Source organism: Saccharothrix sp. NRRL B-16314 (assembly GCF_000716595.1).
Taxonomy (GTDB): domain Bacteria; phylum Actinomycetota; class Actinomycetes; order Mycobacteriales; family Pseudonocardiaceae; genus Actinosynnema.
The window spans coordinates 63,256-76,978 of record NZ_JNXC01000015.1 but is presented as its reverse complement, the minus strand read 5'-3'; the positions used below and the strand labels follow the sequence as shown (position 1 = coordinate 76,978).

General features: G+C 71.5%; 14 protein-coding genes. 3 read left to right on the top strand and 11 right to left on the bottom strand.

Annotated features, from left to right (window positions below; all coding sequences use genetic code 11):
- Nucleotides 1–77 precede the first annotated feature (77 nt).
- Genes OQ02_RS21840 through OQ02_RS21825 form a run of 4 tightly spaced genes read right to left on the bottom strand, consistent with a single transcriptional unit; the run spans nucleotide 78 to nucleotide 5,396 of the window.
- The gene (locus OQ02_RS21840) at nucleotides 78–1,418 is read right to left on the bottom strand and encodes an ABC transporter substrate-binding protein (RefSeq protein ID WP_033440442.1); all 1,341 of its coding nucleotides are present in this window, start codon (nucleotides 1,416–1,418) and stop codon (nucleotides 78–80) included.
- 35 nt (nucleotides 1,419–1,453) lie between these two features.
- Nucleotides 1,454–2,365, bottom strand: coding sequence for a carbohydrate ABC transporter permease (locus OQ02_RS21835; protein ID WP_033440375.1), 912 nt, complete (start codon nucleotides 2,363–2,365; stop codon nucleotides 1,454–1,456).
- Nucleotides 2,366–2,376: 11 nt separating this feature from the next.
- Complete coding sequence (locus OQ02_RS21830) at nucleotides 2,377–3,252, bottom strand: carbohydrate ABC transporter permease (RefSeq protein ID WP_033440374.1); 876 nt, start codon at nucleotides 3,250–3,252, stop codon at nucleotides 2,377–2,379.
- A complete protein-coding gene (locus tag OQ02_RS21825; RefSeq protein ID WP_033440373.1) occupies nucleotides 3,249–5,396 on the bottom strand; it encodes an alpha-galactosidase in 2,148 nt (715 codons plus the stop codon). Before OQ02_RS21825 ends, OQ02_RS21830 begins: the two co-directional genes overlap by 4 nt.
- A 172-nt stretch (nucleotides 5,397–5,568) precedes the next feature.
- On the opposite strand from OQ02_RS21825, the gene OQ02_RS21820 reads away from it, so the two are divergent.
- On the top strand, nucleotides 5,569–6,603 hold the full coding sequence (locus OQ02_RS21820) for a LacI family DNA-binding transcriptional regulator (RefSeq protein ID WP_033440372.1): 1,035 nt from the start codon (nucleotides 5,569–5,571) through the stop codon (nucleotides 6,601–6,603).
- 42 nt (nucleotides 6,604–6,645) lie between these two features.
- On the opposite strand, the gene OQ02_RS21815 is transcribed toward OQ02_RS21820, so the two are convergent.
- Both OQ02_RS21815 and OQ02_RS21810 read right to left on the bottom strand, forming a co-directional pair.
- Nucleotides 6,646–7,869 (bottom strand): RNA polymerase sigma factor, encoded by a 1,224-nt coding sequence (locus OQ02_RS21815; RefSeq protein ID WP_033440371.1) that lies wholly within the window; start codon nucleotides 7,867–7,869, stop codon nucleotides 6,646–6,648.
- On the bottom strand, nucleotides 7,866–8,225 hold the full coding sequence (locus tag OQ02_RS21810) for a YciI family protein (RefSeq protein WP_033440370.1): 360 nt from the start codon (nucleotides 8,223–8,225) through the stop codon (nucleotides 7,866–7,868). The genes OQ02_RS21815 and OQ02_RS21810 overlap by 4 nt, the downstream gene beginning before the upstream one ends.
- A 242-nt stretch (nucleotides 8,226–8,467) precedes the next feature.
- On the opposite strand from OQ02_RS21810, the gene OQ02_RS21805 reads away from it, so the two are divergent.
- Nucleotides 8,468–9,622 carry a glycoside hydrolase family 6 protein gene (locus tag OQ02_RS21805; protein WP_051772628.1) on the top strand — a complete coding sequence of 385 codons (1,155 nt, stop codon included), beginning with the start codon at nucleotides 8,468–8,470 and terminating at the stop codon, nucleotides 9,620–9,622.
- Between the two features lie 91 nt (nucleotides 9,623–9,713).
- A complete protein-coding gene (locus OQ02_RS21800; protein ID WP_442973667.1) occupies nucleotides 9,714–10,070 on the top strand; it encodes a DUF2203 domain-containing protein in 357 nt (118 codons plus the stop codon).
- Nucleotides 10,071–10,103: 33 nt separating this feature from the next.
- Here the strand turns inward: OQ02_RS21800 and OQ02_RS21795 are convergent, their stop codons facing one another.
- From OQ02_RS21795 to OQ02_RS44885, 5 genes are all read right to left on the bottom strand, one after another.
- Nucleotides 10,104–11,669 (bottom strand): S8 family peptidase, encoded by a 1,566-nt coding sequence (locus tag OQ02_RS21795; RefSeq protein ID WP_033440368.1) that lies wholly within the window; start codon nucleotides 11,667–11,669, stop codon nucleotides 10,104–10,106.
- Nucleotides 11,670–11,775: 106 nt separating this feature from the next.
- A complete protein-coding gene (locus tag OQ02_RS21790) occupies nucleotides 11,776–12,216 on the bottom strand; it encodes a DUF4383 domain-containing protein (RefSeq protein ID WP_033440440.1) in 441 nt (146 codons plus the stop codon).
- Between the two features lie 5 nt (nucleotides 12,217–12,221).
- Nucleotides 12,222–12,848, bottom strand: coding sequence for an STAS domain-containing protein (locus tag OQ02_RS45945; protein ID WP_231500155.1), 627 nt, complete (start codon nucleotides 12,846–12,848; stop codon nucleotides 12,222–12,224).
- Complete coding sequence (locus tag OQ02_RS21780; protein WP_156077199.1) at nucleotides 12,823–13,257, bottom strand: hypothetical protein; 435 nt, start codon at nucleotides 13,255–13,257, stop codon at nucleotides 12,823–12,825. The genes OQ02_RS45945 and OQ02_RS21780 overlap by 26 nt, the downstream gene beginning before the upstream one ends.
- Before the next feature lie 282 nt (nucleotides 13,258–13,539).
- Nucleotides 13,540–13,689, bottom strand: coding sequence for a hypothetical protein (locus OQ02_RS44885; RefSeq protein WP_197043436.1), 150 nt, complete (start codon nucleotides 13,687–13,689; stop codon nucleotides 13,540–13,542).
- Nucleotides 13,690–13,723: the final 34 nt, after the last annotated feature.

The window sequence follows — 13,723 nt, the reverse complement described above, 5'->3', positions numbered from 1 at the left end:
CACGAGTGTGGCAGCCACCACCGCACTCGCCAATGATCGGTATCGCAAGGGAACTCCTCTTCGAGCGTCTTGAACGGTTACCGGAACAGCGCGTTGACCTGCTCGTTGATCTCGGTCAACGACGAGGGGTCGGCCTGGAACGACAGCACGGCGTCCACCGCCGGCCCGACCAGCGCGGCGATCTCGGGCGCGTGGTCGGTGATCGGGTACAGGTGGGTCGCGCCGTCCTCGACCGCGCCGGTGAACGCGGTGATGTCCACGCCCTTGGCGGCGAACTCCTCCTTGGCGACGGCCAGTGCCTCGGGGATCGCCGGGAACACGACGGCCTGCTCGCCGACCTTCTTCTGGCACTCGGCGGAGGCCAGGTACTTGACCCACTTCCACGCGCCGTCGCGGTTGTCGGTGCCGGTGTAGATGGAGTCGGCCAGGCCGTTGAAGATGGTGGCGCGCTTGCCGGACGGCCCGACGGGCGTGGGCGCGACGCCGGCTTCGACGCCGTCGTAGCCGAAGTAGCTGCCGATCATCCAGGAACCGTTGGTGCTCAACGCGTACTTGCCCGCGCCGAAGCCGTCGTTGACGCTGGTGCCGGAGCGCGCGGTGGCGAGGCTGGGCAGGTAGCCCTTCTCGATCAGGCCGCGGAACCAGCCCAGCGCCTGCTGGAACCTGGGGTCGTCGTAGTTGAACTTGCTGCCCCACGGGTTCTTGTCCGTGTAGGTCCAGCCGGTGGCGAGCGCGTACATGCTCCACATCTGCTGGCCGACGCCCGCGCCGTTGTTCTCGTCAAGGCCGAGCCCGTGCACGGCCACCTTGGACTTGTCGAAACCGGGCTGGTCGCCGCGCACGCCGTTGGCGTCCACGGTCAGGTGGGCGATCAGCTTCTCGTAGCTGCCGCCGTCCTGGGGGTTCCACGTGAGCTTCGCCAGGTCGGCCTCGGCGACACCCGCGTCGGCGAGCATCTTCTTGTTGTAGAACAGCGCGACCGTGTCGAAGTCCTTGGGCAGGCCGTACCGCTTGCCGTCCTGGGCGACCCACAGGTCGGCCAGGCCCTCGGCGTAGACGTCCGTCGGCACGGCGTCGCGCTGCACGAACTCGTCCAGCGGCACGAGCTGGTTCTTCGAGGCGTAGGTCGGGTAGTAGTTGAGGTGGTTGGTGAACACGTCCGGCGCGGTGCCCGCGACCAGCCCGGTGGTGATCTTGTTCCAGTAGTCGGCCCAGCCGAACTGCTCGATCTTCACCTTCGTGTCGGGGTTGGCGGCCTGGAACGCGTCGGCGCACGCCTGGTACGCGGGCAGCTGGTTGGCGTCCCACAGCCAGTACGTGACCTCGTTCGAACCGCCGCCGCCCGCGGGCGCGCCCGCGCAGCCCGCCAGGGCCAACGGGATCAGGGCGGCGATGGCCGCCAACTTCGGGAACTTCACGGTGAACTCCTTTGTCCCACCCGTGTCCGGACGCGTCACTTGATGCCGGAGAACTGGATGGAGTCGACGATCCGCCGGCCGAAGGCGACGAACAGGGCGATGACGGGCAGTGCCGCGAGCAGGGTGGCGGCCATCAGGCCCGCCCAGTCGGGACTGCCCTGCGGCGTCTGGGAGCGGAACACGCCCAGTGCCACCGTAAGGACGCGGACGTTCTCACCCTGGCCGACCAGCAGCGGCCAGAAGTACTCGTTCCAGGCGGTGATGTACGCCAGCAGCGTGAGCGTCATCAGCGGCGCCCGGCTCATCGGGAGGATGATGCGGAAGAAGGTCCGCAGGTGCCCCGCGCCGTCGATGCGGGCCGCTTCTTCGACCTCGCGGCTGATGCCGAGCATGAACTGGCGCAGGAAGAACACCGCGAAGGGGGTCATGAAGAAGAACGGCAGGATGATCGCGGCGTACGTGTTGAGCAGGTTCAGGTCCCGCATCAGCACGAAGTTCGGCAGCGCGGTGAAGATCGGCGGGATCATCAGCGCGGTGAGGAAGACGAAGAACACCGCCTCCCGGCCACGCCACCGCAGCCGGGCGAACGCGTAGGCCGCCATCGCGCTGAACAGCACCTGCCCGGCGGTGATGACCGCCGACGTGACCACCGAGTTCACCAGGTAGCGCCAGAAGTCGATGGACGCGCCCGAACCTCCCTGCGCCCGTGCCTCGCTCAACGAGGACAGGCCCAGCACCCGTTCGAACGCGCCGAGGGTGAGGTCGGCGGGCAGCATCGAACCGGCGTTCGCGGCCAGCGCCCGGTTGTCGGACAACGAGATGCGCAGCATCCAGTAGAAGGGGAACAGCGTGATCAGGACGAGCAGGCCGAGCACGACCCACCCCGCCGCCCGCTGCCACCGGACTCGTTGCCACCACGGCGGTTCTCCACTGCGCGCGAGAGTCATCACCGGCTCCTTCAGTCCAGGTCCGAGCTGCCCGCGCGGAGCAACCTCAGCTGTGCCAGCGCGACGCCGACGAGGATCAGGAACAGCACCACGCACAGCGCCGCCGCGTACCCGAAGTCGAACTGCTGGAACGCCTTCTCGTAGATGTAGAAGTAGATGACGCGGGTGGCGTCGACCGGGCCGCCCTTCGTGGTCACCGCGACCGTGTCGAAGATCTGGAACGACCCGATCACGGTCAGCACCAGCACCATCGCGAGCACCGGCCGCAGCAGCGGCATCGTGACGGTGCGGAACACGCGGATCTCCGACGCTCCGTCGATCGCCGCCGCCTCGTACACCGACTTCGGGATGGCCTGGAGGCCGGCGAAGATCAGCAGAGCGGTGTAGCCCATGTGCCGCCACACGTTGACGAGCGCGATGGTCGGGATGGCGGTGGACGTCTCGCCGAAGAACGCGACCGGGTCGATCCCGAACCACGTCAGCGCCGCGTTCACGATGCCGAGCTGCGCGTCCAGCATCGTGTACCAGACCAGTGCCACGACGACGTTCGCGATCAGGTACGGCAGCAGCAGTGCGCCGCGCACCACCGAGGACTTCGTCAACCGGTGCATCAGCACGGCGATCAGCAGCGCCACCGCGGTCTGCACGCTGATGTTGATCAGCACGTACTCGCCGGTGACCAGCAGCGCGTTCCAGAACTTCCGGTCCGACATCGCCTCCGCGTAGTTCCGCGCGCCCACCCAGTTCGGCGTGGCCAGCAGGCTGTAGTCGGTGAAGCTCAGGTAGAACGTCTGGAGCGCGGGCCAGGCGTAGAACAGCACGAAGCCGAAGCCCGCGGGCAGCAGGAACAGCAGCGCGACCCGGCCTTCGCCGCGGCGGGCGATCATCCGAAGTCCTCCTTCAGGTGCAGCACCAGCGCCTGCTCGGGGTGCAGCGGCGGGATCTGCACGCCGACCTCGCCGAGCGCCCGTCCCGACAGGCACGCGCCGCCGGCGAGCCACGGCACCTGGACCAGCGCGGTGGACGGCGGCAGGCCGTCGGGCGCGACCGGGCGGACGGTGAAGCGGGTGTCCGGCGGCAGGCCCGGCAGCGTCACCCGGCCGGGCGCGGTGGTGGTGCCGGAAGCGAGGCGTGCCACGGAGAACAGCGCCTGCGCGCCGTCCGCCGACACGACGCCGTGCACCAGGATCGCCGGGTCGGCCGGGTCGGCGCGGACCACGCGGCCGGTGTGCAGCCAGCCGCGGACCTCCTTGTAGAACGCCACCCAGCGGGCGAGTCCGGCGCGTTCTGCGGGGGTGGCGGCGATGAGGTCCCACTCGATGCCGAGGTGGCCGAACACGGCGGTCGCGCCGCGGAACGTCAGGTCGTGCCGCCGTCCGGTGGTGTGCGACCGTTCCGCGCCGATGTGCGTGCCGATCAGCTCCGGCGGCAGCAGCAGGCCGGTCCAGCGCTGGATGCCCTGCCGGTCCAGCGCGTCGATGCAGTCGCTCGCCCACACCCGGTCGGTGCGCTCCAGGATGCCGAGGTCGACCCGCGCGCCGCCGGAGGAGCACGACTCGATCTCCAGGCCGGGGTGCTTGCGGCGCAGGTCGTCGAACAGGCGGTAGGCGGCGTGGGTCTGCGCGTGCACGGCCGGTGTGCCGGTGCGGGAGTCACCCGCGTCGATCAGATCCCTGTTGTGGTCCCACTTCAGGAACGCCAGCCGGTATTCGCGGACCAGCGCGTCGAGGCGTTCCAGCAGGTGCGCGTGGACGTCGTCGCGAGTCAGGTCGAGCACGTGCTGGCCGCGGATCAGCGGCGGGCGCCGGCCACCGGCGGACAGGATCCAGTCGGGGTGCGCGCGCAGCAGGTCCGAGTCGGCGCTGACCATCTCCGGCTCCACCCACAGGCCGAACTCCAGGCCAAGGCCGCGGACGTGGTCGACCAGCGGGTGCAGGCCGGCCGGCCAGACGTCCTCGTCCACGTGCCAGTCGCCCAGGCCGGCGGTGTCGTCGCGCCGGCCGCGGAACCAGCCGTCGTCCAGCACGAACAGCTCCGCACCGGCCTCGGCGCCCGCGTCGGCCAGTGCCTTGAGGCGGTCGAGGTCGTGGTCGAAGTACACGGCCTCCCACGTGTTCAGCACGACCCGGCGCGGGCCGGTCGGGTGGTGCGGTCGGGCGCGCAGGTGGTCGTGGAAGCGGGCGGACAGCTCGTCCAACCCGTCGCCGTAGGCCGCGAACACGTCCGGGGTCGTGTAGCTCTCCCCCGGCGCCAGCCGGATCTCACCGGCCAGCAGCAGTTCGCCGCCGCCGATCACGGCTTCACCGGTGGGCAGGCGCTCGGCGTACGTGCGGTGGTTGCCGCTCCACGCCACGTGCACGCCCCACACCCGGCCGCGCCGGAAACCGAACCCGGCTTCGCCCGCCGCCAGCACCAGCGTCGCGTCGGACCCGGTCCGGCCCCGCCTGCTGTCCCGGACGTGGGCGTCCACTCCGAACGGTCGGCGCTGCGGTGTGCGTTCGCGCCCCCACCGCCCGGTGAGGTCGAGGATTTCGGTGGCGTGGCCCGGGATCGGGAGGGCTAGCACCAGGCCGTCGAGCGTGTAGGGCGACTCGGCGGTGTTGCGCAACTCTGCCTTCATCCGCACCAGACCGGCCGGCGTCAGGGCGATCTCCAGGTCGAGCGCCAGCCCGGCTTCGGCGTCCGCGGCCCGCACCAGGCAGGCGCCGTCGATCTCCGTCACGGCGGTCACCGTGAACAGCGGTGACCAGGCCGCGCCGTCACGATGTCCGCGCACACCGGGCAGCCCGGCCCAGCCGGTCGCGTGCTCGGGCACGACCGCGACGGCCGTCGGGACGTCCAGCGAGTTCGGCACCACCGCCGGGGCCGCGGTGTCGACCAGGCCCCGCTCGCCGCCGGCACCGAGGTCGGCGCCCCAGTGCAGGACTTGTGGCAGGCGGTGGCCCGCGCAGTGGAGCACCAGGCCGACCCCGGCCGCCCTGAGGTGGACGAGCCGATCGGCTGGTTCGACGGCCGGTGGGTCGGCGGACACGGGCGGCTCCCTCGCTTGACGGCCGGCGGCGACATTGACCGTTCAATGTCATTGAACGTTCCATGCAAAATGTCAGCGCGGTGCCGCGTCGTCAACGGGAGCACGGGTAACGAGTCGGCAACATTGACCGTTCAACGTGTCCAGGTCGTCACGGTGGGTCAATCATGTGCAAGTGCGAGGAGAAGAACAGGCGTTCAAGGGTGAGGCGCGGCGGATCAGCATCGTGGACGTGGCCGCGGCGGCGGGCGTGTCCCGGCAGACGGTCTCCAACGTCATCAACGGGCGCGACTCGTACTACTCGGAGTCCACGTTCGAGCGGGTCACGGCCGCGATGCGGGCACTGGGCTACCAGCCGAACCGCGCCGCGCAGACGTTGCGCTCGCGGCGGACCATGCAGATCGGCTACCACATCTTCGGCGAGCAGCTGGAGAGCATGCAGGGCTTCACCCTGCACTTCCTCCAGGCGCTGGTGAAGGCGGCGTCCGACATCGACAACCAGGTGCTGGTGTTCACCCACCACGGGGACGACCCGCTCGGCGTGTTCAAGGACCTGGTCGCCCGGCGCACGGTGGACGCGGTGATCCTGTCGGAGTCCCGGATCGACGACCCGCGCGCCCGGTTCCTGGCCGACAGCGGCCTGCCGTTCGCCTGCTTCGGCCGCCTCGCACCGGACCTGCCGCAGCAGTGGGTGGACGTCGACAACGTGGCCGGCATGCAGCCGCTGGTGGACCTGCTGGTGGCAGAGGGCCACCAGCGGTTCGCGTACCTCGGCGCGGAGGGCGAGGAGTACTGGAAGACCGAGCGCCTGGCCGGCTTCACGACGGGCCTCGCCCGGCACGGCCTGCGGCTGCCCAAGGCGTCGGTGTACCGGGGCACGGACACCGCGATCCGGCGGCGGGCGCGGCAGCTGCTCACCGGCAAGAACCCGCCGAGCGCCATCGTCACCGGCAGTGACTCCGTCGCCGCGGTGGTGGTGAACGTGGCGCACGCGCTGGGGTTGAAGGTCGGCTCGGACGTCGCGGTGACCGGTTTCGACGGCGGCGCGGTGGGCCTGCTGACCGAGCCGACCCTCACGTGCGCCCGCATCCCGGTGGAGCGCATCGCCCGGGAACTGGTCACCCGCTGCCTCCGCCAGGTCGAGGGCGGCCCGAACGACGAGCCCGGCCTGCTCGTGCCGACGGAGGTCGTGCGGGGCGGCAGCGCCTGATCCCGCCAGGCGGCGCGACCGGGCTTCCCAGCCGGACACCGCCTAGCCGTCGGGTGGGGGCAGGCGTGCTGCCCGCAGTGCGAGATAGCGCTGTTCGGGCCTGCTCGCGGTCATCGTCACCGCGCGCAGGTACGCCTCGCGGGCCGCGGCCGTGTCACCGGCCTGTTCCAGCAGGTGGGCGCGCACGGCGTCCAAGCGGTGGGTGTGGGTCAGCCGGTCGTCCTCGTGGAGCGTGCCCAGCACGGCGAGCCCGGCTCTCGGGCCGTGCACGGCGGCCACCGCGACCGCCCGGCTCAACGTGACCAGCGGCCCCGGTGCGACCTGGTCCAGCACCTCGTAGAGCGCCAGGACCTGCGGCCAGTCGGTGTCCGCGGCGGTCGGCGCCTCGTCGTGCACGGCGGCGATCGCGGCCTGCACCTGGTAGGGGCCGATCGGGCCGGTGCCGAGGGTGCGGGCGACCAGCGCCAGGCCCTCGGTGATCGCGGCGGCGTCCCAGAGGTCCCGCCGCTGGTCGGCCAGCGGCACGATCGACCCGTCGGCGTCGGTCCTCGCCGCCCGGCGCGCGTCGGTGAGCAGCATCAACGCGAGCAGCCCGGCCACCTCGCCCTCGCCGGGCAGCAGGCGGTGCAGCAGACGGGTGAGCCGGATCGCCTCGGCGGTCAGGTCCGCCCGGTGCAGCGCCGGCCCCGAGCTGGTCGTGTAGCCCTCGTTGAAGATCAGGTAGAGCACGTGCAGCACCACGCCCAGCCGTGGCGCGCGTTCCGACTCCGGGGGCAGCTCGAAGCGGGCGCCCGCCTGGCGCACGCGCTGCTTGGCCCGGCTGATGCGGCGCTTCATCGCGGACTCCGGCACCAGGAACGCGGCGGCGACCTCGGCGGTCGTGAGGCCGCCCACGGCGCGCAGGGTCAGCGCGAGCTGCGACGGCGGCGACAACGCGGGGTGGCAGCACAGGAACAGCAGCGCCAGGGTGTCGTCCTGGTCGACCGGCTCCGCGTCGACGGGCGCGAGCGCCGCCACGGCCAGCTCACGACGGCGGCGGGCGCTGTCGCCGCGCCACCGGTCGACCAGCGACCGCTCGGCGACGGTCAGCAGCCACGACCGGGGCCGGTCCGGGAACCCGCGCTCGGGCCAGGTCAGGGCCGCCGCGAGCAGCGCCTCCTGCACCGCGTCCTCGCACTCGTCGAACCGGCCGTGCCGCCGCACGAGCACAGCGGTGACCTGCGGCGCGAGTTCGCGCAGCAGGTCACCGACCGGACGCCCGGTCACACGTCGGCCGACTCGTGCATGACCTGCCGCACCTCGATCGGGTACTCGATGAACGCGACCACCCGGGACGCGATCTCCAGCACCCGCTCCTCGCTCGCCTCGATCACCCAGTAGCCCGCCAGCGACTCCTTGACCTCGGCGAACGGCCCGTCGGTGACGACCGGTGCGCCGTTGCGGAAGCGGACCGTCTTCGCCTTGGCCGGGTCGACCAGCCCGCCGCCGCCGACCACCTCGCCGGACTCGCGCAGCTCGTGGTCCAGCCCGACCATGAACTCCTGCATCCCGGTGATCCACTCGGGGGTCCGGTCGGCCAGGGTGGCGCCGAAACCACCGAACATCATGATCATGTACTTCATCGCGGTCCTCCGTCCGACGCCCGCGTCGGGCGCTCACCTCCAGGTCGGAGCCGCGACCCGGTTCCGGACATCCCAGCCCGGATTGTCGCGTCCCGCGCGGCCGAGCGCGGGGTGCGGGTAACGACCGGATTGCGAATCGGTGTCCGCAGGCAGGGCAGGGGGTTGTGATCCAGCTCATGAGGACGCATGCTGACCCCTCGTTATGGGAGCGCTCCCAGATGTACTACGTGAGGAGCAGTCGAGTGGAAATCGGAGCGAGACGACGACGCGTCGGGCTGGCCCTGGCCGCGACCGTCGCGTGCGCGATGGCGGGCGCTGTCGGCGCGATGGCGCAGCCTTCGGCACCGGCCGGACCGCCGCACCTGCCCAAGGGCACGTCGTTCTACGTCGAGCCGGACTCCAACGCCGGGCGCCAGGCCGCGCAGTGGCGGCAGGAGGGCCGGGTCGCCGACGCCGCGCTGATGGAGGCGATGGCCGCCCAGCCGACCGCGATCTGGTTCACCAACGCGGGCGCCGAGCAGGTCCGCGAGGACGTGGCGGACGTGGTGCGTGCCGCGCGCGCCAAGGACCAGGTTCCCGTGCTGGTCGCGTACTTCGTGCCCTACCGGGACTGCTCGCAGTGGTCCGCGGGCGGCGCGCGCAGCGAGCAGGAGTACAAGGAGTGGATCGACGCCTTCGCCGCCGGCATCGGTGACGAGAAGGCCGTCGTGGTGGTCGAGCCGGACGGCCTGGCGCTGCTGACCAGCGAGCCGTGGTGCACGATCGGCCCGGACGAAGAGCTGGTGCCGCAACGGTTCCGCGAGATCAACCACGCCGTTGACGCGCTCAAGCGCGGCAAGCACACCCGCGTCTACCTCGACGCCGGGCACTCCGCGTGGCAGGCGCTCAACGACTACGACGCGGGCTACGGCGAGCCGCGCCAGCAGTTGGGCATCGTCAACCGCCTGTTGCAGGGCGGTGTCACGCGGGCGGACGGGTTCGCGCTGAACACGTCGAACTACCGCTTCACCGAGGACCTGGTCCGCTACGGCACGCGCGTGTCGAAGTGCATCTACCTGCGCACCGAGCGGGGCGCGGCGACCTGCCCGGCCGACGCCGAGCTGGACGCGATCGACGTGCACAAGCCGAAGATGACCCACTTCGTGCTGGACACCAGCCGCAACGGCCAGGGCCACTACACGCCCGGCGCCGATGAGACCGACTGGTGCAACCCGCCGGGCCGCGGCCTCGGCGCGCGTCCCACCGCCGACACCGGCATCCCGCTGGTGGACGCGTTCGTGTGGACGAAGCGCCCCGGTGAGTCGGACGGCGAGTGCCAGGGCGGGCCCGCCGCGGGTCGTTGGTGGCCCGAGCAGGCCCTGGAGCTGGCGAAACTGGCCTCCCCGCCGCTGAAGTGAGCTCCGGGGTGGGGCCGCCTGATCGTCCGGGCGGCCCCGCCCTTGGGTAGCCTGTGCGGGTCCGACAGTTCCGCGGCGGCTTGGAGTGACGGTGTTCAGCGTGCCCGAGGCACGAGAAGAGTTGGCCAGGCTGCTGCCGGTGCTGACCGAGATCGTCGCGATCCGCGCCGACGCCGCCGAACTCGCTGCCTCGTTGCAGGAGGGCGGCCGGCCGACCGACCTCGGTGGACTGCCCGAGCTGAAAGCCGCGCAGGCCAGGCTGGACGACCTCATGACCGCGGTGCAGCAGACCGGCGCGGAGCTGAAGGGCTTCGCTCCCCTCCTGGTGGACTTCCCGTCCGATCTGGACGGTGTCCCGGTGCTGTTGTGCTGGTTGGAAGGGGACGACGGCCTCGACTGGTACCACCGCGCCGACCTCGGCTTCGCCGGCCGACGTCCCCTCCGCTGAAAGCCCCGGCTGAAGTACCTTCGGGCTCACGCCCTAGAACGTGATGCTCCAACCGTCGATGTGGCCGACGTCGTAGTCGTAGACGTCCTGCACCCGCAGCTGCCACGTGCCGTTCCTGGTCTCCGACGACGTGTCGACGGTGAACGTCTCGTGGATGTCGTCCGGCGCACCGACACCGCCGGGCTCGCGCAGCACGAACACCTCGCCGCTGGGCGCCACAAGGTCGACCGCCAGGTCCGCGGTGTACGGGTGCACGATGTCCACCTCCACCTCGGTGGAAGCACTGCCGGGACCTTCACACCCGGTCACCTCGATGCTCGACGTGACCGCGTCGCCGGCGTCCGGGATCGGCACGTCGTCCGTGTTCGAGCCACCGACGCACGGGTCCGGGTCGTCGCCGCCGCCGATGAACCCCGTGTACAGCAACAGGTTCGGCGAACCGGGGCCCGGGTTGCCCACCACGTCGGCGGTGGCGTTCCCGGTCAGCGCCGCTGCCACGTCGGCGGGGTCGGCCCGGTTCGCGGCGGTGGAGCCGGACAGGTACAGGGCCGCCGCGCCGGCGACGTGCGGCGTGGCCATCGAGGTGCCGCTGATCGTCTTGGTGCCGCCGTCGAACCACGTCGAGGTGATGTCCGTGCCCGGCGCGAAGATGTCGGTGCAAGGGCCGTGGTTCGAGAACGTGGACCGGGTGTCCGAGGCGTCGGTCGCGTTGACCGTGATCGCCTCCGGGACGCGGGCGGGTGAGGTGCTGCACGCGTCGCGGTTGTCGTTGCCCGAGGCGACGGCGAAGGTGACGCCCGCCGCGATGGCCTTCCGGACGGCGTCGTCCACGGAGACCTGCGCCCGGCCGCCGAGGCTCATGTTGGCCACGGCCGGCTTGACCGCGTTGCCGACGACCCAGTCCACGCCGGCGATGACCTGCGACCACTGGCCTGCTCCCTGGCAGTCGAGCACCCGGACGCCGACCAGCTTCACGCCCTTGGCCACGCCGTACGTGGTGGAGCCGATCGTGCCGGCGACGTGCGTGCCGTGGCCGTTGCAGTCCTGCGCCTCCGCGTCGTCGTCGATGAAGTCGTAGCCGTCGACGGCCCGACCGCCGAAGTCGGGGTGCGCCTTGTGGATGCCGGTGTCGACGACGTACGCGGTGACGTCGGACGCCGTCGTGGCGTAGGTGTACTTCGCGTCGAGCGGCAGGGCCTTCTGGTCGATCCGGTCCAAGCCCCAGGTCGGGTCGTCCTGGATGTCGGTGGCTTGCGCGACCCCGTCCTGCTCCACGTACTCGACGGTCGGGTCGGCGGCCAGGGCGCTCGCCTGCGCCTCGGTCATCGCGGCCGAGAAGCCGCTCAGGACCGAGGTGTAGGTGAGCTTGACCCGGCCGCCGTACTTCCCGACCAGGGCCGCGGCGGTGGTCGCGGTCTGCTGCGGGCTGATGTCGCGCAGCACGACGATGTAGCTGTCCGGCACCGCGCCCAGGCGGTGCGCGCCGAGGACCGGCCCTCCGGCCGGGACCGCGGTCGCCGGGATGACACCGCTCAGCACCAGGGCTGTGGTGGCCAGGCAGACGGTCGCCCGTCGCCGGGCAGAGGGATCGTTTCGCATCGGCGGTCGCCTCCGGACCTCGACGGGCTCGTCACGACCTCCGGCTACCCGGCACCCCGGCGTTGAAGCGCCGGGACCTGTCACTGGATCGGGGGATCAACCCAGGTCAGGCGCTGCGAGCGGTCGGGCTGCGCTTGATCGCCAGGGCCAGCGCGACCATGCCTAGGCCGAGGCCGAGGTGCAGCCAGTCGTCGGCGTCGTTGACGGGCACGAAGTTCGCCGCGCTGTCCTTGTCCACGATCAACCCGTAGAGCCACAGCACCAGGTAGATCAGTCCTCCACCGAGGAGGTAGGCCCTGGCGCCCGACGCGCTGCGCGCCATGGCCAAGCCGACGACGCCGAACAGCAGGTGCACCAGGTTGTGCAGCACCGACACGTGGAACACGCCGAGCAGGTGCGCTCCCGATTCCGGACCGGCGAACGCGATCCGGTCGAGGTCGGTGGTCACGCCCGGCACGAACCCGAGCACGCCCACCAGCAGGAACACGAGCGCAACCGCCATCGCCGCCCCGCGCAACGGATGGGGCAGACTTGTCGTGGAAGCCATGCGGATCACCTCGCCTGGGAAGGTGGTTTCCGCTCGACTACCCCCTGTTCACCACTCGAAACAGCCCGTCCGTCCGCACCGGGGTGACCCGCCGCGCCGGCGATCCCGTCACCGGCCACCGCACGCCGACCGCCCCTCGACACCGCCCGCCGACCACCGGCCGACGCCACCTGCCCGTCACCAGCCGAAGCCACCCGACCGCCGGCGCCCTCCCGGGTCGCACCGGCGGCATCCGCGGCCCCGCCACCGCTCGGCACGGCACGGCCCGTCGCCGCCGACGCCACGTCCGGATAACGCGGGAACAGGCGGTCCAGGTCGGTCCGCTCGAACACCCGCCGCACGTGCGGGGGCACCGCGGCCAGCCGCAGCCAGCCCCCCGCCCGCTGCGCCCGTGCCCTGGTCCGCACCAGCGCGCTCATCGCCTGGGCGCCGCAGAACGACACCCCCGACATGTCGAGCACGATCCGGTCCCGGCCCTCCGTCACCAACCGGTCCATCCGGTCCAACACCCGGCGCGCGCCCGCCAGGTCCAACTCCCCGGTCGCCACGACCACCGCACACCCCGTCCGGTGGGCCTCGACCGACAGCGCCAGCATCCCGATCCCTTCACGCCACCCGGCAGTACTCGTCATCGCCCGCCCTGATCAGGGTGGGCGGCAGGCCTTCGCGGGCGGACCCGTGGCACGTCTCCACCTCGTCGTGACCGGTCGCCACCAGCACCTCCGCACGCCACCAGGAGATCCCTGGCGACCGCGCACGCCCGGGCGCGGGTGTCCGGGCCGGTTCGGGTAGCGGACGCCGCAGACCCGCCGGCCAGGCCGACTGCCGGTACACCTTCGAGTGACCCCCAGCCCGGTGATCGGTGCAGGCCAGAACCTGCGCATGGGCCAAGACCGGGTAGTCCGCCAGTTCGACGGTACCGCCGCCGATGCCGAACGCGCCGGTGCGGCGGGCGGCGGACGTGGCGATCCGGCGTGCGGTGCGGACACGTGCGATGCAGGCACGGGCGGTGTGGAAGCTCGCGGTGCGGACAGCGGTCACACCCTGTTCCACGCCTGACGGGCGGAGTCGGTTGGTTCCGTGCACGGTCGGGTCGAGCGACGAGGAGCGCACGCCGAAGACACCGACCTGACCAGGCCGTCCGGACATACGTCACCACCAACCGCTGCACGTGAGGTACTGCGGGGTGCCCGCGAACACATCGGGTGAAACCGGATTGGGTGATCCGACTCCGGGTAGTTCGCGGTCACGGGTGCTGCGGAGAGGCCGTCGGCCGTCATTCGCGTGCGGGTGGACCTGGTGGACGCGTCTGTGGGAACGGCGCTAGGAACGCTCCGGCTCTCCGTCGCCGATCAACTGGCGGTACTCGTCCACTTCCTGCGGGGTGGGGTCGACGGGCGCCTCCTCGGCGACCTCGTCCGGGTCGACCGGGTCGTCGACCGGCTCCTCTGGTGGTTCCTCGACTGTGGTCATGGCCGCTGGTTACCCCGGTGTGCGCCTGCCCGAA